The organism is Streptomyces sp. ATCC 21386 (genome assembly GCF_018728545.1).
Lineage (GTDB): Bacteria > Actinomycetota > Actinomycetes > Streptomycetales > Streptomycetaceae > Streptomyces.
This window is the reverse complement of record NZ_JAAVVL010000001.1, coordinates 8,199,263-8,219,897: the sequence shown is the minus strand read 5'-3', so window position 1 is coordinate 8,219,897 and position 20,635 is coordinate 8,199,263. Positions and strand designations below refer to the sequence as shown.

The following is a 20,635-nucleotide window of genomic DNA, read 5'->3' as shown; positions in this document are numbered from 1 at the left end:
ATGTAAGAGTCGGGCTCGGGAGCCGTGATGGGCGTACGCAAGGACCTGAACCAGGCGAAGGCGCGCGGCGGCCTCGGCGACCGCGTCAAGGTCGAGGTCGTCAGGGACGAGCGGGGCGTGGTGCGTGAAGCACGCACTCCAGCCCTCGCGCCCTCGCTGAGCGGCGGCAGCATCGCCGACCTCCCGTACGTCAACGCGACCGAGGCCCCGGACGCGGTGGTCCTGCGCCGCGCCGACCACCACGGCACCTTCCACCCGGTCACGGCCTCCGCCTTCGCCCGCGAAGTCACCGCCACCGCCAAGGGGTTGATCGCCGCCGGGCTCGAACCCGGCGGCCGGGTCGCGATCATGTCCCGCACCCGCTACGAGTGGACGGTCCTCGACTTCGCCGTCTGGGCCGCCGGCGGCCAGTCCGTCCCCGTCTACGCCACCTCCTCGCCCGACCAGATCGAGTGGATCGTCCGCGACTCCGGCTGCCGTTTCGTCGTCGTGGAGACCCCCGACAACGCGGAGGCCGTCGCCACCGCCACCGCCGGCCACTCCCAGCCCCCGCACGTCTGGCAGATCGACCGGGAGGCCCTCGCCCACCTCGCCGACCTGGGCCGGGGCGTCCCCGACGACGAGGTCACCAAGCGCCGCGCCGCTCTCACCCCCGACACGGCCGCGACCATCTGCTACACATCCGGCACCACCGGCCGCCCCAAGGGCTGCGTCCTCACCCACGCCAACCTCCACGCGGAGGCCGCCAACACGGTCCAACTGCTCCACCCCGTCTTCCAGGAGGTCACCGGCCAGGTCGCCGCCACCCTCCTCTTCCTCCCGCTCGCCCACATCCTCGGCCGCACGATCCAGATCGCCTGCCTCATGGCCCGCATCGAGATCGGCCACTGCCCGAGCATCAAGCCCGACGAACTCCGGCCCGCCCTCAAGAAGTTCCGCCCCACCTTCCTGGTCGGCGTCCCGTACCTCTTCGAGCGGATCCACGCCACCGGCCGCGCCACCGCCGAACGCCTCGGCCGGGGCGCCTCCTTCGACCGCGCCCACCGCCTCGGCGTCCGCTTCGCCCGCGCCTACCTGGACAAGTTCCTGGACCGGGGCCCCGGCCCGACCCCGGGTCTGTACGCCGCCTGGGCCCTGTACGACCTGCTGGTCTACCGCCGCGTCCGCAAGGAGCTCGGCGGCCGCATGCGCTACGCCATCAGCGGCGGCTCCCCCCTCGACCGCGACCTCAACCTCTTCTTCTACGCCGCCGGGATCATCGTCTACGAGGGCTACGGCCTCACCGAGACCACCGCCGCCGCCACCATCGTCCCGCCGCTGAAGCCCCGCCCCGGCACGGTCGGCCAGCCCGTCCCCGGCACCACCATCCGCATCGCCGACGACGGGGAGGTCCTCATCAAGGGCCCCATCGTCTTCGGCACCTACTGGAACAACCCGGTCGCCACCGACGCCGCCCTCACCGACGACTGGTTCGCCACGGGGGACCTCGGAGCGCTCGACGACGACGGCTACCTCACCATCACCGGCCGCAAGAAGGACATCCTCGTCACCTCCGGCGGCAAGAACGTCTCCCCGGCCGTCCTGGAGGACCGGCTGCGCAGCCGCCCCCCGGTCGGACAGTGCATCGTCGTCGGCGACAACCGCCCCTTCGTCGCCGCCCTCATCACCCTCGACCCCGAGGACGTCACCCACTGGCTGCACGTCCGCGGCATGTCCCCGGACACCCCGCTCTCCGAGATCGTCGCCGACCCCCGGATGCGCGCCGACGTCCAGCAGGCCGTCGACTACGCCAACCAGACGGTCTCCCGCGCCGAGTCCATCCGCGAGTTCAAGCTGGTGGAAGGCGAGTTCACCGAGGAGAACGGCCTGCTCACCCCGTCGATGAAGGTCAAGCGCCACGCGGTCACGGCGGCGTACGCGGCGGCGATCGAGTCGCTGTACGCGAAGAAGTGAGCCACGCGCGGGAGGCGCGTGCGCACACGGGAAAGCGGGCCGCCGACGACTCGGCGACCCGCTTCCTGCTGTCCGGTGGTGGCGTCGGTGCTACTTGCCGCCGCCGTTGCCGTTGTCCGAGAGGATCGGGATGTCGGACAGGATGTGCGACAGCGGCTCGTCACCCTTGGCCTGGGTGGAGTTCTCGGTGCACTGCTGGTTCTGCGGGGCCGACAGGATCGGGACGTCCTGCAGCGCGGAGATCCCGAGGGCTCCGATGCCCCCGACGTTGAGCTTGGCGGGCAGACCGATGCAGGGCTTGTTGAGCGAGCCCTGGACCAGCGAGAGCTGCGGGCTCATGTCGCCCTTGGTCACCGAGTTGCCGAACGCCTGGCTGGCGCCGTTGCCGCTGAAGGACGTGGTCCCACCGTCGTCGGCGAGCGCCTGGGGTGCGGTCGCGGCACCGAGGCCGGCGATGGAAGCAGCAACAGCCGCGGTGGCCCACAGCTTGTTCATGTTGGATCCCTTCGGAAAGCGGACTCCGTTGCGGAGTTGCGCCCTGATCAACAGGGCATCCGGCCAACGGTTGCGTTGATTGCGTCTTTTGGCGCAATAGGCGTCTTATCGTCAGTTCTTGCCGTTGCCGTTGTCCGAGAGGATCGGGATGTCGGACAGGATGTGCGACAGCGGCTCGTCACCCTTGGCCTGGGTGGAGTTCTCGGTGCACTGCTGGTTCTGCGGGGCCGACAGGATCGGGACGTCCTGCAGCGCGGAGATCCCGATGAGTCCGATGCCGCCGAGGTTGAGCTTCGCGGGCAGGCCGATGCAGGGCTTGTTGAACGAGCCCTGGATCAGAGCCATCTGCGGGCTCATGTTCCCGTACGTGGCCGAGTTGCCGTAGACCTGATGGGCGTCGTTCCCGCTGAAGGTGGTGGTGCCACCGTCGTCGGCGAGCGCCTGGGGCGCTGCGGCGGCCGAGGCTCCGACGACGGAGGCGGCGATCGTCGCTGCGGTCATCATCTTCTTGATCACTTGCGATTCCCTTCTGGAAGAACCCCGTTTCCACCGGAGCGCCATGGACAACTTCCGCCCGACTTCCCGGTTGCTCCGATTCACTCCGTCGGCCCATGCGACGGAGTGAGAGTGGGGCGTGCGAGGTTTTGCATATGCTCCGGAAATCGCCGGTGCGAGCGGGCCGAACGGGTGATGTGGCGAAACCGGATCAGGCGCGTGACCGTTGCTGCCAGGGCAGGGACCTGAGGGTCCGCCAGGAAAGGAATGCGAAATGCTCAAGAAGGCAATGGCCGCGGTCTCGGTCGCCGCTTCCATCACCGGCCTCGCGGCCGCCGCCGCCCCCCAGGCTCTCGCCGACGACGGTGGGACCACGTCGTTCAGCGGCAACCACGCCAGCCAGGCGTTCGGCAACTCGGTGACCAAGGGCGACATGAGCCCGCAGCTCTCGCTGGTCCAGGGCTCGCTGAACAAGCCCTGTGTCGGCCTGCCGGTCAAGGGCAACCTCGGTGGCCTCGGACTCCTCGCCGGAGTCTCCGTGCTGCAGGACGTCCCGATCCTGTCGGCCCCGCAGAACCAGCAGTGCACCGAGAACTCCACCCAGGCCAAGGGTGACGAGCCGCTGTCGCACATCCTGTCCGACATCCCGATCCTCTCGGACAACGGCAACGGCGGCGGCAAGAACTGATCGGAAGAACATCGGACAACTCGGGTCGCGCGCGGTGCGTCCGGCCCGAGTTTCGTCTGTCTCCGTCCATGCCATTCGGGTGATGCCGATATGCCTTTCCGATAATCTCGCGGGGCGATTGGGTGAATTGCCCCGCGCGCCGCGTTCGGAAGTTTCCTCCGGTGTCTATTCCTCGTTTCACAGGCTGCAGGTCATGATGCGAGCCGTCCATGCTGTGCTCGCTCGGTTTCGGCCGTCAATCAGGGCATGACCGCAGAGAAGGGAAATGACGTGAAGCTCAAGAAGAGCGCTGCCGTCGTCGCCGGCGCGATCATGGCCGTGAGCATGGCCACCCCGGCCTTCGCCGACGCCGAGGCCAAGGGTGCCGCCATCGGGTCCCCGGGTGTCCTCTCGGGGAACGTGGTGCAGGTCCCGATCCACATCCCGATCAACGTGTGCGGTAACACCGTCAACGTCGTCGGCCTGCTCAACCCGGCAGCCGGCAACGTGTGCGTCAACGACTGACGTCGTAACGCCTCGCACCAGCCGCTCGGCTGTGCCTCAGCCGGTCTTGGAGCGTCCTCAACGGCTCCAAGGCCGGCTTTTCCCACTTCTTCGAGCAGGAAGAACACGAGATGCGACAGACCCTGCGCAAGAGAATGGTCGTGGCCGCCGCGACGACAGGCCTGCTGTCCCTCTACGGCACGTCGGCCCTCGCGGACACGGGCGCGCACGGGGCCGCCGCGAACTCGCCCGGCGTAGCTTCGGGCAACGCGGTCGAGGTGCCGGTCACCGTTCCGGTGAACATCTGCGGCAACACCGTAGATCCCGCCGCCATCGGCAACCCGTCCGTCGGCAACGCGTGCGGCAACGCCGGCGACCACGCTCCGGAGAGCGCCAAGAGCCACGAGAGCGCCAAGAGCACCAAGAGCGCCAAGAGCACGGAAAGCCTCGAGAGCGTCCCGGATCGTCATACCGCCCCGGTCGCCGAGCCCGTGTACACGCCGGCCCCCAGGTCCGCGCCCGAGGAGTCGGTCTCCTCGGCGCCGGAACCCGAGGACTCCTGGGCGGCGCCGTCGTACGAGGAGTACGTGGAGCCCGACGCGCCGCAGAAACCCGAGGCGTACCAGGGCCCCGACGGACACGAGACGTACGACGAGGGTCCGGCGGCGTACGAGGAGTTCACCCAGGACTGGGACGACGGCGGTCACGACGGGGGTTACGGACACCACGACGACTCCCCGGGCGGCTACGGCGACGACCAGCCGAACGACGAGGAGCCCGAGGGCGGTTACGGCGACCACCCGCCGACGAACCCGCCCACCAAACCCCCGCACCCGACCAAACCGCCGACGAACCCGCCGACCAAACCTCCGCACTCGACGCACCCGCCGACCAAGCCGCCGCACCCCACGAAGCCCCCCACGCAGACGCCGCATCCCACGAAGCCTCCGCACTCGACGCACCCGCCGACCAAGCCCCCGCACCCCACGCACCCGCCGCACACGACGCATCCCCCGACGAAGCCCCCGCACTCGACCCACCCGCCGACCATGCCCCCGCACACGACGCACCCGTCGACTTCGCCGCCCACCAAGCCGCCCACGCTGCCCGAGACCGGCAGCGACCGTGAGGCGCTGATCGCCGCCGGGGTCGCGAGCTTCGCGCTGATCGCGGGTGGGGCGATCGTGTACCGGCGGGGCCGGGCCGCGTCCGGCCGATGACACGACGGTGATCCGTTCCGGGTGCCGGGGGCGCGCCGCGCCGCCCGGCACCCGAGCCCGTCACGGCCCGGCGGCGGAGGCCAGGTCGGCCCGTGCCCCCGGCACCGGGACCCGTCCGCCGGGCACCCCCGCGCGCAGCCGCCGCCGTACCCCTCGTACGAGCGTGGGCGCCGTGAACGACGCGCCGTGCACGAAGCGCATCGCGGGGCCGAAACCCGCGGCGGTGGTCAGGCCCGCGAAGAACAGACCGGGGACCGTGGACTCGAAGTCCCGCCCGACCGCGGGCGAGCCGTCGTACAGGGGCCGGAGGTCCGCGCGCACCTCCGGCGCCAGCAGGTCCAGCCGGTCGCAGCCGGCCCGGAACCCCGTGGCCGCGATGACGTGTTCGGTGTCCAGCGAGGTCAGCCCACCGTCCCGGCCCACCGTCTCCAGGCGTACAGCGTCGCCCGTCTCGTACGCCACCGCGACCTCCAGGCCGAGCCGTACCTCGACGGTGCGCTCGACGCGGTCGCGCACCCACCAGGCGCCCGCCGGCCCCAGCGCCTCGGCGGCGATCCGTACGCGTCTCGCCTCCGGCAGGCAGCGGTACCAGTCGGGCCGCCGCGCGTAGAACCAGTTGCGCCAGCCGCAGCCCAGACCGCTGTGCGGGGAGCGGACCGAGTGCCGCAAGGGGCGCGTCAGCGGGGGTGGGACGTCGTTCCAGCGGAGCAGGGGGGAGCGGGCCAGCACCCTGGCCCGGGTGCCCTGTTCGGCGAGGAGCGCGGCTGTCTCCAGGGCCGCCTGACCGCCGCCGATCACGGTGACGTCCATCCCGCGGAACCGGCCGAGGTCGTGGTGGTGACTGCTGTGGGAGACCCGGTCGGTGGACAACTCCCGCAGCACGGGCGGGACTTCGACGAAGGGGATCACGCCGACGGCGAGGACCACCGTACGGGCGCGGACCACCTCGCCGTCGGACAGAACCGCCTCGAAGCCCCCGCAGCGCCGCTGAACGCGCGTCACCATCCGTTCGTCGACGGGCGGAACGGCGTTGCGCGCGAACCACAGGCCGTACGAGGCGAAGGTGCCGACCGGGATCGGCAGGCCGTGACGGGACTCGACGCCCCGCTGCGCGCAGTACACGTCCAGGCGCAGGCGGCCCTCGGGGTCGGAGAGGTTGGAGGCCCACGGCTCGGACTTGAGGAACATGCCGGGCGGCATGTGGTCGCGCCAGGACGCCATGGGGCGGCCGACCACGCGCAGGCTGAGCCCGGCGGCCGCGGCGTGGGACGCGATGGACAGGCCGTACGGGCCGGCGCCCACCACCAGCAGGTCGTACATCAGGCGCTGCTCGCTTTCTCGTTCTCGTTCTCGGTGCGGCTCCCGGCTCGGGGGCCGGGGGTGCGGGGGTCGGGAGCGTGCCCGGCCGGGTGGTGCTCGTCGGGGGTGCGGTCGTGCCGTCCGGGAGGGGAGGTGCGGGGTGCCAGCAATCGGCCGAGCGCGTGCCGGGGCCACAGGGACCACAGCGCGAGGCCGGGAGCGCGGTCGTCCCGCGCGTACCAGGCCAGCTCGCGCAGGCCCGGCCGGGACGGTGGGCAGGGGAGGGGGTGCGGGCGCAGCGCGGTCAGCGGCGCGTAGTTCTCGACCACGAACGTCCGGCCCGGCACCGGCGTCCCGTCCGGCACCCGACGGCCGGTCAGGTCCAGGTGCAGGGCGCGGACGACGTCGACCCCGGCCGTGTCCGTGAACAGCCGGAACTGGGCGCCGGGACGCGGGTTGAAGTCGAGCAGGTGGTAGACGTCGGTCCGGCCCTCGCGGCGGAAGTCGAGGTCGAACACGCCCCGGTAGCCGAGGGTTGCGGTCAACCGCTCGGCCAGGGCCTGGACCTGCGGGTTCGGGGTCCAGCGGCCGACGGTGGTCAGACCCGCGCCGGGCGGCCAGGCGCCCAACTTACGGCCGGGCCCGCCGCAGCGTACGACCCCGGCGTGATCCACGTAGCCGTGGAAGAACCAGTCACGGTCCAGCCCCGGGGGCAGGAAGGCCTGGAGGATCAGCCGGCTGCCCGCCTGCTCCGAGCGCCGGTACAGGGCCGCGGCCTCCCCGGCCGAGCGCACCACCACCGTGCTGCGCAGTCCCGCCCCGGCGGGCAGCAGCCATGGGCGGCTCCACTTGGCGACCACGGGCAGACCCAGCTCGCGGGCGGCGGCCTCCGCCTCCGCCGCGCTGTCGGGGACCGTGGTCGCGGGGTGCGGGAGGCCCAGACGCCCGCACAGCGCGGCGAGTTCGGCCTTGTCGGCCACCTGCTCGGCGAGGTCGGGAGGGCCGGCCGGCAGCAGGAAACGGCCCGTCAGATCCGCGCGCAGCCGGGCGACGGCCACGGCGCTCGCGTCGTCCAGGGCCACCAGGACGGCCGGGCGGCCGACCCGGTCCGCCACCCGGTCGAGGACGCCCGCGAACTCGTCGAGGCGGGCGCCAGGGCGGGGCGGGGCGTGGATCGCGCGGAGGAACCGTGAGCTGCGCACGGGGCTCGCCGCGCAGTCGGCGACCAGATGCACCTCGACCCCCGCCCGGCCCAAGGACCGTACGGCTCCGAGGGTTCCGTGGTGGAAGGGATTGCGGTCCGTCCGCAACAGGACGGCCGGAACGCGGGTGTCGAGCGGCGACACATTCATTTCGTCGGGGTCCTCGCACATTTCTTTGACGTCGGGTCACCCGTGCGGGCGATTCGGGCACCCGAAGGCCGGAGCCCCAGTTGGCGGAATTCATATTCGTGTGACTGATTGTCAGTAGGTGGAAATCGGCGGCGGAAAGCAGTGAAGTGAAGAAAGCGGAGAGGGGAGCGGACATGGCTCCACAACAGCGGCGGCATCGGCACAGGAGGCCGCGCGGCAGACGGCTGGCGCTCGTCGCGGCCGGCGTGGTCGCGTCGTTCGCCCTCGCGTCCGTGCCGGTGTACGCCGGCACGCAGATGGTGGTCCGGGTGACCGACCCACCGGCACCGGCGGCCCCGGCCGCCTCCACGACTCCGGCCGGCACCACGGCCCCGGCCGCCTCGGCGACGCCCGTCCCCACGGCCCCCGCCGCGCCGACGGCACCCCTCGTCCCGAACGCGTCCGCCCTGCCGCAGAGCCCCTCGCCCCTGCCGGCCACTCCCTCCGAGACCCCGAAGTCTCCGGAGCTGCTGCCGGCCATGGGCGCCTATCTGCACTACGGGCCCCGCGGAGTCGCCCGGATCGCCGAGCTGAGCGACTGGCTGGGCGGCTCCGACCTGCGGGTGGCGCACACCTATCTGCCGGGCGACCGCTGGTCCAACATCGAGGGACTGCCCGGCTTCCTGGACTCCTGGGCGGAGTGGCGGCGCGATGAGGACGACAGGATGTTCGTCCTCAACGTGCCCATGATGGAGCGCAACGAGGAGGGCGTCTCCGACGGGGAGGTCCGCGCGCTGCTGCGCCGCGCCGCGGCCGGTGCGTTCGACCACCACTACCGCCGACTCGCGGAGCGGCTGGTCGAGTTGAAGATCCCGGACACGGTGATCGTGCTCGGCTGGGAGATGAACGGCATCACGTACACCCATCGCTGCGGGCCCGACCCGGAGAGCTGGAAGAAGTACTGGAACAGGATCGTCACCACGATGCGGGCGGTGCCGGGCCAGAAGTTCAAATTCGACTGGACCCCGAACCGCGGCCGCGACGCCATTCCCTGGACGCAGTGCTATCCGGGGGACGACACCGTCGACATCATCGGCATGGACTCCTACGACCAGCCGCGCGGCATCACCTTCGACGAACAGATCAGCGAACCGTACGGTCTGCAGGCACACGTCGATTTCGCGAAGGAGCACAAGAAGCCCATCTCCTACGCGGAATGGGGACTCTTCCGCAACGGCGACAACCCGGAGTACATGCGGCGCATGCTCGCCTGGATGGACGAGCACAAGCCGCTCTACAACACGCTCACCGACTACTGCCCGCACGGTGTCTGGCAGTGCGCGAGCAACCCGAAGGCGGCCCAGGTGTACCGGTCGATGCTCTTCGGCCGTGACACGCCCGCGACCGCCACCCCGAAGCCGACTCCCACGCCCACCCCGACGCCGACTCCCACGCCGAAGCCGGCCCCCACCACGCCCGTACGCCCGCCGAACTGCTCGCCGCTGGAGCTGGGCGACTGGGTGGAGTACTGGATCGGCGGGAAGCTCTGCATCCGCACGGACTGGTGGGCGCGCTACCGGTGACCCGCGGCCGGCGGCGGGCGCCTCACCGCCCGCCGCCACCACGGTCCTTCCGGGACGGGTTCCTGGCACCCTCCGGGTTCCCCGCGCCCTTCGGGGCCTTCGCGCCGCCGGGGACCTTCGTCCCCGTCGGGGCCTTGGCGCCCTCCGGGCCCTTCGCCTCCTTCCGCGCGCGCCAGCGGCGGACCAGCTCCCTGCCCTGGTCGCGGGCCGCCGCGTCGCAGGCCGCCGCGGACAACAGCGGTGCGGTGCGGCGGCGGGCGAGCAGCAGCCGCTGGTTGACGACGGTCTCCGGGCGCCAGCGGAGTTTGTACGGCTCGGCGCCCCGCAGCAGGCTCAGCACCTGCTGGGCGCCGGGGCCCACCTGCCCGGCGCAGGCGTCGAGCAGCATCGTGGCGACGTCCGCCTTGCGTTCGCGCAGCCGCGGGTGGGCGCCGTAGAGGTAGCCGCCCGCCAGCCGCCGCGACAGCAGGGTGACGTCGACGGCCAGGACGTCGCCGCCCAGCCGGAACTCCGTCACCACGGCGTCCCCCGAGCGCACCATCGGCCCGACCGAGCGGACCAGATGCTCGGAGAAACGGGGCCGCATGTGCTCAGTCGTCACCTTGCGGTCCTGCCACTGGAGCCGGTGCAGGTCCAGCATCGTCCGCAGCGCCGCGTCCACCTCGTCGGGGCGCACGGCACGCGGCTGGATGCCGAGGTCACCGAGCTTGCGCAGCTTGGCGCGCACCCGCTGGGCCCGGGAGTTGGGCAGCCGCTTGAGCAGCTCGTCCATGGGTTGGGCGGGCAGCTCCAGACAGACCGAGTCGGCCACCTTGCGGCGCGGGCCCCGCCAGCGGTCGTAGATCCGTTCGACGGCGGCGCCCGGTCGTACCTCGCGGAAGTCGATCAACGCGGTCCGGGCCACCGCCGACAACCCCTCGGCGAGCGCGGCCGACGCCTGCTCGGCGTACTCGTCGTCGAGGAGCACGTCCGCGAAGTCGGAGATGGGGCAACCGAGCGGTACGAGGGTCGGCAGCGGACGCCGTACGAGCATCAGCGGGGCGACCGCGCGCAACTCGGCCCCGTCGCGGACCAGCACCAGCCGGAGTCTGCCGGGGGTGCCGTACGACAGCCACCAGGAGTGCAGCCAGGCGTGGTTCTGGAACGGGGTGGCCGCGCCGCAGCGCCGGTACAGCCGGTCCCAGGCCCCGGTCAGCTCGCCGAACTCGCCCTCGTCGGTGCAGAGTTCGGCGCGCAGGGTGGTGCTCGCCGCCGTGTGCAGGGTGCTGGTCACAGCTGTCCGTGAGTGTCGGCGGCGAGCGCGGGGCCCGGTACGGAAGCGGCGGGTGGGGTCCCTGGGGTGCGCCGGGGCCGGCACAGCAGGGCGAGCCCGCCGAGCAGCCCGCCGGCGGCGGTGCCCACCAGGCCGGTCACCGTCGACGACGCCGAGGACGCCTCGGTCGGCCTGGTCGCGCGGGCGAACTCCTGCAGCTCGACGCGCGTCAACCGTTCGGAGTCGTTCGCGTGCCGGGTCAGTGCCCGTGAGACGGCGTTGGCCATGTCGGCGGCGAGGTCCGGCCGTGCCGAGGTGGCCGACACGGCGACCATCGGCGCGTCCGGTGACGTCGCCGTCCGCACGTTCTTCCTGAGCGTCCCGACCGGCACCCCCGCCCACACCTGGGCGTCCCCGAGCACCGCGACCTGGGTGGCGACCCGCCCGTACGCCTGCGCGAAACCGAGCGCCGACTGGGGATCCGACCCCTCGGCGGGCACGGCGACGACATAGCTGGTGGCGGTGTACACGGGAGCCTTCACCACGCCGTACGCGCCCCCGGCCAGGCCCCCGAGCAGCGCGCCGGCGGCGAGCAGGGACCAGGTGGGCAGGGACCTGACGCGGGAGAGGGGTGCCGACCCACGGGCCGGGCTGTCGGACGGGCGTTCGGGCGTACGGTCGGTCATACGGAACTCACTCCCAGGGGCGGGGTCGGCGAGGGCGTAGGGGAGACGGCGGCCGCGTACACGTCCATGAGCTGGGCGGCGCTGCGGGTGATGCAGTAGTGCTGGGCGGCGGCGGGGACGGCACGGGAGCGCGCGCCCTGCGCGCGGACGTCCAGCAGGGCGCGTACGAACGACTCCGCGCCCCCCTGGACACGTCGGGCGCCGACGGTCGCGTCCGGTGGCAGGTCCTCGATCGCCGGGCAGGAGACATAGAGCACGGGCAGCCCGGACGCCATCGCCTCCACCACCGCGAGCCCGAAGGCCTCCTCGGCGCTGGGCGAGGCGAGCACGTCCATGGCGTTCATCAGGGAGGGCAGATCGGCGCCGGGGGCCCCGGCGGCCGGGCGTTCCCCGGTGAGCAGCACCCGGTCGGCGACCCCGGCCCGCTGGGCGGCCCGCCGCAGCACGCTCTCCTCGGCGCCGCCGCCGACCACCAACAGCCAGCAGTCGTCCGGCAGCCGGCCGAGGGCACGGATCAGCACGTCGAACCGCTTGCTCGCCGTGAGCCGGCCGACGCCCCCGACGACGTAGGCGTCCTCCGGCAGCCCGAGCCGCCGCCGGGTCAGCTCCCGCAGGTCCCCGTCGAAGCGGAAACCCGCGAGGTCGATGCCGTTGGGCACGACCTCGATCCGAGGCGCCGGCACGCCCCAGCGCTTCAGCCGGTCGGCGACGCTCGGCGAGACGGCGACCGTGGACCGGCCGAGCCGCTCACTGGCGAGGTACAGGGCACGCACCCCGGCGGAGAGCCTTCTGCCCTCCATCTGCGAGTCGCCGAGGGAGTGCTCGGTGGCGACGACCGCGCGGACCCCCGCCAGCCGGGCGGCGATCCGGCCGTAGACACAGGCCCGGTAGAGATGGGTGTGGACGAGGTCGTAGCCGCCCGCGCGGATCACCCGCACCAGCCGGGGGAGCGCGGCGAGATCACGGTTGCCGGCCATGCCGAGGTGAGTGACGCGGACGCCGTCGGCGGTGAGCCCGTCGGCGACCGGGCCCGGGTTGGTCAGCGTCACCACGTCGCAGTCGACCGGGAGGTGACGCAGCAGCAGCCGCAGTTGCTGTTCCGCACCGCCGACGCCGAGACCGGTGATGATGTGCAGCGCCTTCACGTCGGCCTCAGACCCCCTCGACGGGACGCCGGCGCAGCCGGTGCAGCTTCCGCTTCAGCAGCAGCCGCAGGGCCGTGTCCTCCTCGCCGATGTGCACCCGCGGCAGCGCGTACGGGCCGTTCAGCGGGCCGGGGTCGATGGCGCAGGCGTAGGCGTACCCGGCGTCCCGTACGGCGTCGGCGGCGCGACTGTCGAGGGTGCCGTACGGATAGCAGAACCCCTGGACCGGAGCACCGGTCAACTCCGCGAGCAGGGTTCTGCTGTCGGCGGTCTCGGCGCGCAGGGTCTCGTCGTCCGCCCGCGTGAGGTCGACATGGGTCAGGCCGTGCGAGCCGATCTCGATGCCCTCGGTGGCGGCGGCCACCCGGATGCCCTGTTTGTCGAGCAGTGGCTTGCGCGGGCCCAGCGGGTCCCAGTCGTTCTCGCCGCCGAGCCGTCCCGGCAGCACGAAGAGGGTGGCCCCGCAGCCGTGCGCCCGCAGACGCGGCAGCGCGCCGTCGACGAAGTCGGCGTACCCGTCGTCGAAGGTGAGCCCCACCAGATCCCGGCCCTCGCCCCGGGCCCGGGCGGCGAGCAGCTCGGCCATGCCGACCCCGCGCAGCCCCCGCCGCCGCAGCCAGCCGAGCTGCGCGTCGAGGCGGTCCGGCGAGACGGTGATGCGGTACGGGTCGTCGGAGCAGTCGCCCACGGAGTGGTACATGGCCACCCAGAGGGGCGCGGCGGCCCTCGCCTGGTCACGACCGAGGGAGACGCGCGGACGGGCGGTGGGCACGGCCGGGTGATCGGACGCGGACGGGCGTCCGGCGGGGACGGGCACGCGATCAGCGGGCACGGACGGACGATCAGCGGATACGGACATGGGCGAGCCTTCGTGTGACGGAACGGAGTGCGGGCGTGACGCCGGAGGCGCCCATGGCCCAGGCCAGCAGGACGAAGACGAAGGCGACGACCGCGCCGCCGGCGGCGAGGCCGAGGACGGGCGAATCGATCCGGTCGGCGCAGTACATCCCCACCGCGCCCGCGGCCACCGCCGCCCGTACCGGCCGGCTCATCTCGGTCACCACCTGCCGGGTGCGGATCGGCACCGCCCGGCCGCCCATGCCGTACAGCAGGAGCAGGGCGGTCAGGGTGATGCCGACGGCGTTGGCGGCGGCGATGCCGAGGACGCCCCACGAACCGACGGTGGCCGCGCCGATCCACGAGGTCGCGACGATCCCGGCGACCATGGCGACCAGCGGGTACCAGGTGGGCCGGCCGGCCGAGAAGTAGGAGCGCACCAGCGCGCTCACCAGGGCGTGCCCGAGCAGCCCGAGCGCGTACACGCGCATCACCGAGGCGGTGGCCGCCGTGTCCTGTGCGGTGAACGCGCCCCGCTGGAAGAGCAGTTCGATGATCTGCGGCCCGCACGCGAAGATCGCCGCCGCGCCGAGCAGCACGATGCACGACACCAGCGCGAGGTCCTTCTCCACCCGGCTGCGGGCCCGCTCGGTGTCGCCCTCCGCCATCGCCTGCGCCACCACCGGGAGGGTGACGGTGCACAGCATCAGCGAGAACGTCATCGGGATCTGGGCCACCTTCTGCGCGTAGTTGAGGTGCGAGATGGCTCCGGCGGGCAGCGTCGAGCCGAGGAAACGCTCGATGAGGACCTGGGACTGACGGCAGAGCGCGAAGAGCAGGACGGTGCTGATGAGGGCGAACTCGACGGGACGGGCGCCGTCGCCGTCGGCCCCCGCCAGGGTGCCCGGCTCCTGCGGGGCCCGCTCCTTGCGTCGCAACTGGCGCAACAGCGCGGGAAGTTGGGTGAGGATCATCAGTACGCCGCCCACCGCGACACCGACGGCCGCCGCCCGCACCCCCCAGCGGCCGCCGAGCATGAACATCGCCGTGATGATCCCGACGTTGTAGGCCACGTAGATCGCCGCGGGGGCCACGAACCGGCGGTGGGCGCGCAGGGCCGCGCTGCAGTAGCCGGCGAGGCCGAAGGAGAGGGCGCAGGTGCCGGTCAACCGGGTGCAGTCGACGGCCAGTCGGGGGTTGGGGAGGCCGGGTGCGAGCGCCTCGACCAGGTAGGGCGCTCCGACGATCAGCAGCAGGGCCGCGGCGACGAAGGCCAGCGTCAGCCGGGGCAGCGTCGAGGCGACCAGGGAGCGGACGGGGTCGCCCACGCCGCCCCGGGCACGGTGGGCCACGGCCACGCTGAACGCCGGGACCAGCACGAACGCCATGCCGTCCTCGATCAACAGCGTCGCCGCGAACTCCGGCACCGTCCAGGCGACCAGGAAGGCGTCCGTCTCGCTGCCGGCCCCGAACAGATACGACAGTGCCTGGTCACGGCCCAGCCCCAGCAGGGCCGCCGCCGCGGTGAGCGCCGCCGTGACGAGCGTGGCCTTGGCGAGGAACCGGCCGGTGGGGGGCGCGACCTCCGAGAGATCGGCGGCGCGGGCCCCTGGCACCGAGGCGCCGACGGACGGGGAGGCCGACGGCCCTGGGGTGACGGGGTCGGAGACGGACGGCACGGTGGTGCGGGTGGGGTCGGAAGCGACGGAAGCCGCCGACACGAGGTCGGAGGGACCGGCAGTCGGTGACACGGGGCCGGAGGGACCGGCAGTCGGCGACCCGTGGGTGGTGGGGCCCGCAGTCGGCGACGCCGGTCCGGCCGGGCCGGAAGCCGTCGGCGCAGGGTCGGCAGGGGCGGAAGTCGCCGCCGCGTGGCCCGCGGAGGCGTGCGCCGCGGGCGCTCGGTGCGGCGGCCGCGGCGGCTGCGGAGGTGTTCCGCGCGGTGCGCGAGGAGGCGTCGAGGTCATCGTGCACCGGCCTCCTCCGGAACGCCGGCCGAGACGGCCCCGACCGGAGCGGCGTCCGTGGCCGTCCGGTCCGCCAGGGCCCACCACGCCACCAGCCCGAAGCACACGGCGGTCAGCACGGTCGTCGGCCCGCCGATGTCCGCGTACACGAAGTCGACCAGCACCCAGGCGACCAGCCCACAGGCGACGAGCCCGCAGTCGACACCACCCGGGCCGCCTCCGCGCCCGCCGGCACCCCGTGCGTGTCCGCCCGGCCCGGGTTCGCGGCGAGCCCGCGCCAGACCCCGGGCACCGCACACCCCGAGGGCCAGCCAACTCCCCCCGAGCGTGAGCAGGCCGATCAGCCCCTGCTCGCTCAGGACCAGGAGGTACATGTTGTGCGGGGAGAGCAACGGCTGCTTCTGGTAGGCCGTGCCGGCGCCGGCGATGTCGCTGCCGGAGGAGAGCGCCAGCGAGGCGTGGCTGTCGCGGTGCTCGGGGAAGCCCTTCAACCCGACGCCGGTCAGCGGCTGTTCGCGCCACATGCCGACGGCCGCGGCCCACATGGTGTACCGGTCGGTGACCGACTGGTCCGGCGCGTCGGCGACCCGGGTGATGCTGCTGATCCGCTCCTGCAGCATTGCCGACCCGATGCCGAGCCCGCCGACGAGGACGACCCCCACGGCGGCCACGGCGGCGAAGACCACCACCGCCCGCCGCAGCCCGGCCAGCACCACCTGCAGCCCGCACGCCACGGCCGTGGCGATCCACGCGCCCCGGCTGAACGACACCGCGAGCGGCAGCACCAGCAGCGCCGAGCAGACCAGTGCCCAGGCCCGCTGCTGCGCCGTGGCGGGCGCCAGCGCGAGACCCACCGCGCACACCAGCCCGAACGACACCACGGTCGCCATCCCCATGACGTCGCCGGCCCCGAAGGTCCCCACGGCCCGGATGTCCTCACCGGCGTAACTGGCCCCGGTCCCGGTGGCGAACTGGTGCACCCCGACCGCGCCCTGCCACAGCGCGAGCCCCACGAACGACCAGGCCAGCACCCGGAAGTCGGACCGGCTCCGGACACTGAGCAGGACCGCCACCGGGACCAGCACGAACACCTGGAGGTAGCGGCCCAGCCCGGCGAGCCCGGCCCCCGGGTCGCCCGCCCCGGCCGCGGCCAGCGCCAGACCGGCCACCGGCAGGCCGAGGACCACCGCGGCCGCAGGGGTCAGGGGGCGCCGCCGGTCCCGCAGCAGCCGTACGGCGCACCACAGCACGAGGAGGCCGGAGACGGCGTCGGCCGGGGTCGCGCCGCCCTTGGCGTCCGGCGTGATCGGCAGCGCGAGCGCGGCGACCACGGCGACGACGGGCAGGACGGGCGCCGCAGCGCGCGCAGAGGTCACGGTCAGCTCCCCGTCGGACGGACGAGCGCGGCGGCCGTGCGGACCAGGATGCAGACGTCCTGCCACAGCGACCAGTTGTCGATGTACGCGTTGTCGAAGCGGGCCCGGTCCTCGATGGAGGTGTCCCCGCGCAGGCCGGTGACCTGGGCCAGTCCGGTGATGCCGGTCCGCATCCGGTGCCGGGCCGCGTAGCCCGGGTAGGTCTGCCCGAACTTGGCCACGAAGTAGGGCCGTTCGGGGCGTGGGCCGACCAGGCTCATGTCGCCGCGCAGCACGTTCCACAGCTGGAGCAGCTCGTCCAGCGAGGTGCGGCGCAGGAAGCGGCAGAACCAGCCCATCTCCTGCTCGTTCGCCACGCTCCACCGGGTCGCCGCCTCGTGCGCGTCGGCCGGCCGGTGGGTGCGGAACTTCAGCAGCGTGAACGGCAGTCCGTCCCGCCCGATCCGCTCCTGCCGGAACACCACGCCGGGTCCGTCGCTCAGCCGCAGCACCACCGCGCACACCAGCAGCAGTGGACTCACCAGCAGCAACAGCACCCCGGACACCAGCACGTCCACCAGTCGCTTCCCGACGGGCTCATGACCGCCGGTCAGTTCCAGCCGTCGGCAGGCGAACCCGGCGAGCAGTTCGGTCGAGCCGTCCCGGTCGTACGAGGGGGACTCGGCGTCCACCTCCCACAGCGCGCAGCCGCCGTCCTGCAAGGTCCGCAGCAACGGGGCGCGATCGATGCGCGAGCCGACGACGAGCACGGTCTGCACACCGTTCTGCAGGACGGCCCGCCGCACCTCCTCGGCGGTGGTCAGCACGGGCAGGCCCTCGGTCCCGCCGACCTGGTCGGCGACGACCCCGACGGGCCGGATGCCGCATCCCGGGTGACGCAGGAACGCGGCGGCGACGCGCTGCGCGGTCGCCGCCGGGCCCACCACCAGAGCCGTCCCGGGACGCCGCACGAGGGCCCGGCGGCGGTACAGGTGCACGGTGCCCCGGCCGAGACAGGCCGCCGCCGACTGCAGCGCGCAGCCGAGGGCCAGCTCGTGGGCGGTGAGGGCGTGATCGGGGGAGTGCGCGGCCACACCGGCGCCGAGCACGCACCAGCCCAGCACGATCCGTCCGCACACGGCGGGCAGTTCGTCGAGCACGGCGGGCACGGCGGGCGGCCGGTAGAGGCGGGCCCGGGTGTTCAGCCAGGCCACGGCGAGGGCCAGCGCGGCCGCCATCAGGGGGCGCCCGGGAGTGGTGTCGCCGGTGAGCGCCAGCACCGCGAGCAGGGCCGCGCCGCCGTCCACGGCGAGCAGCGGCAGTCCTGAGGGAGGCCGCGCGACGGGCCGCCTGCCGGCCGGGAAGGTCAGGCCGCCGACGGTCTCGCGCGGCGGCGCTACCGAGACGGACGCGCCGCCGAACTCGCGTCGCTGCCCATGGGAGGAGGGGACGGTGCTTTCCGTACGTTCCGCAGTCACGTGTGGATGGACTCCCTGCACTCGGTGGCTTCCCCGCGCCGGCCGTCCGCACCGCCGAGCAGTTCGCGGTACACGCCCGCGACGGCCTCGTTGGTGTGCCGTACGTCGTGCGTGGTCAGTACGTGGTGGCGCCCCTGGTGGCCGAGCGACTCCCGCAGCAGCGGGTCGAGCAGCAGACCGGCGACGGCTCCGGCGAGCGCCGCGGGGTCCTCGACGGGCACCGGCTCCTGCCCGGGCGGCAGACTCTCGCGGGCCCCGTCCACCTCGGTGAGCACGACCGGCCGTCCACAGGCCATGGCCTCCAGCGGAGCCAGCGCCATGCCCTCCCACCGCGACGGCAGGACGACCAGATCGGCCGCCTGGTACCAGGGCACCGCGTTCGCGACCGCCCCGGCGAACAGCACGCCCTCGGGAGCCAGGGTCCGCAGCCGCTCGTCGTCCGGTCCGTCCCCGACCAGCACCAGACGCGCCCCCGGCACCCGCCGCAGCACCTCGTCCCACGCCGCGAGGAGCACGTCCTGCCCCTTCTGCCGGCACAACCGCCCCACGCACACGACCAGCGGCGTGGCCGGATCGATCCCGGAGAGCAGCGGCAGTTGAGCGCGCACCGCGTCGACGGCGGCGGGACGGAAGCGCCCGGCGTCGACCCCGTTCGGGATCACCGTCCAGCGCGCCCGCACCCCGGCCCGCTCGCCGGTGATCCGCTCGGCCTCGCTGACGCACACCACCCGCGAGGCCCAACGCGCCCCCGTTCGCTCCCATCCGAGCGCCAGCGCCGCCATCGCGCCGTCCACCGCCTCGAACGACCAGGCGTGCGGCTGGAACACCGTCGGCACGCGCCCCCGTACGGCGAGCCGGCCCGCCAGCCCGGCCTTCGCGCTGTGCGCGTGCACCAGGTCGGGCCGTACGTCGTCGAGGATCCGGCGCACCCCGCGCACCTCGGACACGAGCGACGGCCCTGGCGACCGGGTGGCCGCCCAGTGCCGTACGTCGGCGCCGAGCGCGCGCAGCTCGCGGGCGAGCGGACCGTCGGGGCAGGCCACCGCGACGCACAGGCCCTCGGCGAGCTGGGCGCGCACCAGGTCCGTCACGACACGGGCCACGCCGCCGTCGACCGGCTGGGTGAGGTGCAGGACCCGCGACGGAGGGTCGGATGGTGACAGTTGCATGCGGGTTCCTCGCTCAAGGGCGGCGCCGGGCGGCGCGCGTCACGGCTTGGCGTCGACGGCGACGAAGAGCGCTCCGACCCAAGCCGCGTCCCGCTGCGAAACGAGCCGGAAGGCCAACTGGTCACCGCCGCGCCCGATTTCGTCGTCCAGTTCGAGAACGTCCGAGTCGTATCCGAGAGTGTTCGTGTACGCCGGCGTACGCCCCGCGACGACCGATCCCGGCTGGCTGATCGTCGAATTCAGAACGTCGTCACGCGGGTTGGCGGCGTCCCCGAGCACTACGGCCGGGCCCCGCCCGGTCGAAACAGTGAGCGAGTCGCCCGGGCTCCCGCGATCCCCGTCGTAGGCGACCAGCCCGACGGTCCCGCGCGCCCGCTCCGGCAGCGCCGCCCCGGTCAGCCGGATCCGCTGCCCACCGCCCGTCAGGAGTGTGTCGAGGCCCGTCGACAGCGTGTCGAACCCGTCCCACATCGCCAGATGCCGCAGCGGCTCCGCCGGGTTCTCGTAGGCCACCATCAGCGTCCAGCCGCCCCACGCCCCGGCAGCCGAACGGCCCATGGCCACATTGACCTGCGCCACCGTGTACAGCCCCGAACCGCTCGACCGCACCAGCTCCGTGACGTCCGCCGAGGCCTGGAACGCGTCCGCGTCCCGCGTCACCCGGTGACCCACCACCGAGTCCGCGAGGACCTCCTTGTACGCCCCGCCCGGCTCCGCGATCAGCACCCGCCCGTTGTCCTTCGGCGGCTTCTGCTCGCCGACCCGCAGGTTCCCGCCCCAGTACAGCCGCGCGTACGACACGCGTGCGCCGGGCGGCAGGCGGACCTCGCCCCGGCTGGAGTTGTAGGTGTTCGGGTCCCGGTCGACGTCGATGTAGAACATGTCGAAGTCGTCGTTCGCGGCGGTCCGCCCCCCGCGCGCGTCGGCGCACGACGGCGTGGTCGGTGTGGTCGGTGTGGTCGAGGTGTTCGATGTGCGGCAGGTGATGGAGGAGTTGGCCGCGCGGACGATCCCGCCGTGCTGCGACGCCCGGTAGCGCTGGACGAAGGCCAGGCGCTCGGCCTCGGGGGAGGGGGCGGTCGGTGCGGCCGTCGCGGGAGCGCCGGGCCCCAGGAGGACCATGAGGGCGCAGCAGCCCACCCATGCGCGGCGCAGCGAAGGACCCGGATGAATTCGCATGACCGTCGGTGCCCTTTCGG

At 73.2% G+C, this 20,635-nt stretch carries 18 protein-coding genes; 5 read left to right on the top strand and 13 right to left on the bottom strand.

The features are described from left to right. Positions 1–27: 27 nt before the first annotated feature. Positions 28–1,953: a long-chain fatty acid--CoA ligase gene (locus GWK25_RS35230; RefSeq protein ID WP_215455554.1), complete on the top strand. Its 1,926-nt coding sequence runs from the start codon at positions 28–30 to the stop codon at positions 1,951–1,953. Positions 1,954–2,043: 90 nt separating this feature from the next. Here the strand turns inward: GWK25_RS35230 and GWK25_RS35225 are convergent, their stop codons facing one another. Together GWK25_RS35225 and GWK25_RS35220 are read right to left on the bottom strand one after the other, a co-directional pair. Further along, on the bottom strand, positions 2,044–2,448 hold the full coding sequence (locus tag GWK25_RS35225) for a rodlin (RefSeq protein WP_060884646.1): 405 nt from the start codon (positions 2,446–2,448) through the stop codon (positions 2,044–2,046). 111 nt (positions 2,449–2,559) lie between these two features. Further along, positions 2,560–2,964 (bottom strand): rodlin, encoded by a 405-nt coding sequence (locus GWK25_RS35220; protein WP_215455553.1) that lies wholly within the window; start codon positions 2,962–2,964, stop codon positions 2,560–2,562. Between the two features lie 253 nt (positions 2,965–3,217). Here GWK25_RS35220 and GWK25_RS35215 point away from each other — a divergent pair, with 253 nt between their 5' ends. From GWK25_RS35215 to GWK25_RS35205, 3 genes are all read left to right on the top strand, one after another. Then, a complete protein-coding gene (locus GWK25_RS35215) occupies positions 3,218–3,631 on the top strand; it encodes a rodlin (protein WP_086784304.1) in 414 nt (137 codons plus the stop codon). A gap of 246 nt (positions 3,632–3,877) precedes the next feature. Next, positions 3,878–4,135, top strand: a complete 258-nt coding sequence (locus tag GWK25_RS35210; protein WP_215455552.1) for a chaplin — start codon at positions 3,878–3,880, stop codon at positions 4,133–4,135. Positions 4,136–4,245: 110 nt separating this feature from the next. Next, entirely contained in the window at positions 4,246–5,334 is a 1,089-nt protein-coding gene (locus tag GWK25_RS35205) for a chaplin (protein WP_215455551.1), read from the top strand. Positions 5,335–5,394: 60 nt separating this feature from the next. Here GWK25_RS35205 and GWK25_RS35200 read toward each other — a convergent pair whose 3' ends face one another. Next, a complete protein-coding gene (locus GWK25_RS35200) occupies positions 5,395–6,654 on the bottom strand; it encodes an NAD(P)-binding domain-containing protein (protein ID WP_215455550.1) in 1,260 nt (419 codons plus the stop codon). Next, complete coding sequence (locus tag GWK25_RS35195; RefSeq protein WP_251829185.1) at positions 6,654–7,985, bottom strand: ATP-grasp domain-containing protein; 1,332 nt, start codon at positions 7,983–7,985, stop codon at positions 6,654–6,656. The genes GWK25_RS35200 and GWK25_RS35195 overlap by 1 nt, the downstream gene beginning before the upstream one ends. A 173-nt stretch (positions 7,986–8,158) precedes the next feature. Between GWK25_RS35195 and GWK25_RS35190 the strand changes: the two genes are divergently transcribed. Continuing rightward, positions 8,159–9,547: a glycoside hydrolase family 26 protein gene (locus GWK25_RS35190; protein WP_215455549.1), complete on the top strand. Its 1,389-nt coding sequence runs from the start codon at positions 8,159–8,161 to the stop codon at positions 9,545–9,547. A 22-nt stretch (positions 9,548–9,569) separates the two neighbouring features. Here GWK25_RS35190 and GWK25_RS35185 read toward each other — a convergent pair whose 3' ends face one another. The 9 genes from GWK25_RS35185 to GWK25_RS35145 all read right to left on the bottom strand — a co-directional run bounded on the left by GWK25_RS35185 (position 9,570) and on the right by GWK25_RS35145 (position 20,615). Further along, positions 9,570–10,820 carry a GNAT family N-acetyltransferase gene (locus GWK25_RS35185; protein WP_308404394.1) on the bottom strand — a complete coding sequence of 417 codons (1,251 nt, stop codon included), beginning with the start codon at positions 10,818–10,820 and terminating at the stop codon, positions 9,570–9,572. Then, positions 10,817–11,485, bottom strand: coding sequence for a lipopolysaccharide biosynthesis protein (locus tag GWK25_RS35180; protein ID WP_215455548.1), 669 nt, complete (start codon positions 11,483–11,485; stop codon positions 10,817–10,819). Before GWK25_RS35180 ends, GWK25_RS35185 begins: the two co-directional genes overlap by 4 nt. Continuing rightward, on the bottom strand, positions 11,482–12,630 hold the full coding sequence (locus tag GWK25_RS35175) for a glycosyltransferase (RefSeq protein WP_215455547.1): 1,149 nt from the start codon (positions 12,628–12,630) through the stop codon (positions 11,482–11,484). Before GWK25_RS35175 ends, GWK25_RS35180 begins: the two co-directional genes overlap by 4 nt. A 7-nt stretch (positions 12,631–12,637) precedes the next feature. After that, positions 12,638–13,330 carry a polysaccharide deacetylase family protein gene (locus GWK25_RS35170; RefSeq protein WP_215457822.1) on the bottom strand — a complete coding sequence of 231 codons (693 nt, stop codon included), beginning with the start codon at positions 13,328–13,330 and terminating at the stop codon, positions 12,638–12,640. Positions 13,331–13,472: 142 nt separating this feature from the next. Then, positions 13,473–15,218: a murein biosynthesis integral membrane protein MurJ gene (gene murJ / locus GWK25_RS35165; protein WP_374200661.1), complete on the bottom strand. Its 1,746-nt coding sequence runs from the start codon at positions 15,216–15,218 to the stop codon at positions 13,473–13,475. A 212-nt stretch (positions 15,219–15,430) separates the two neighbouring features. Continuing rightward, positions 15,431–16,810, bottom strand: coding sequence for an O-antigen ligase family protein (locus GWK25_RS35160; protein ID WP_308404393.1), 1,380 nt, complete (start codon positions 16,808–16,810; stop codon positions 15,431–15,433). A 2-nt stretch (positions 16,811–16,812) separates the two neighbouring features. After that, a complete protein-coding gene (locus GWK25_RS35155; RefSeq protein ID WP_374105883.1) occupies positions 16,813–18,267 on the bottom strand; it encodes an exopolysaccharide biosynthesis polyprenyl glycosylphosphotransferase in 1,455 nt (484 codons plus the stop codon). Further along, positions 18,264–19,436, bottom strand: a complete 1,173-nt coding sequence (locus GWK25_RS35150; RefSeq protein WP_215455545.1) for a glycosyltransferase — start codon at positions 19,434–19,436, stop codon at positions 18,264–18,266. The genes GWK25_RS35155 and GWK25_RS35150 overlap by 4 nt, the downstream gene beginning before the upstream one ends. Before the next feature lie 39 nt (positions 19,437–19,475). After that, positions 19,476–20,615, bottom strand: coding sequence for a DUF3344 domain-containing protein (locus tag GWK25_RS35145; protein WP_215455544.1), 1,140 nt, complete (start codon positions 20,613–20,615; stop codon positions 19,476–19,478). Between the last annotated feature and the right edge of the window lie 20 nt (positions 20,616–20,635).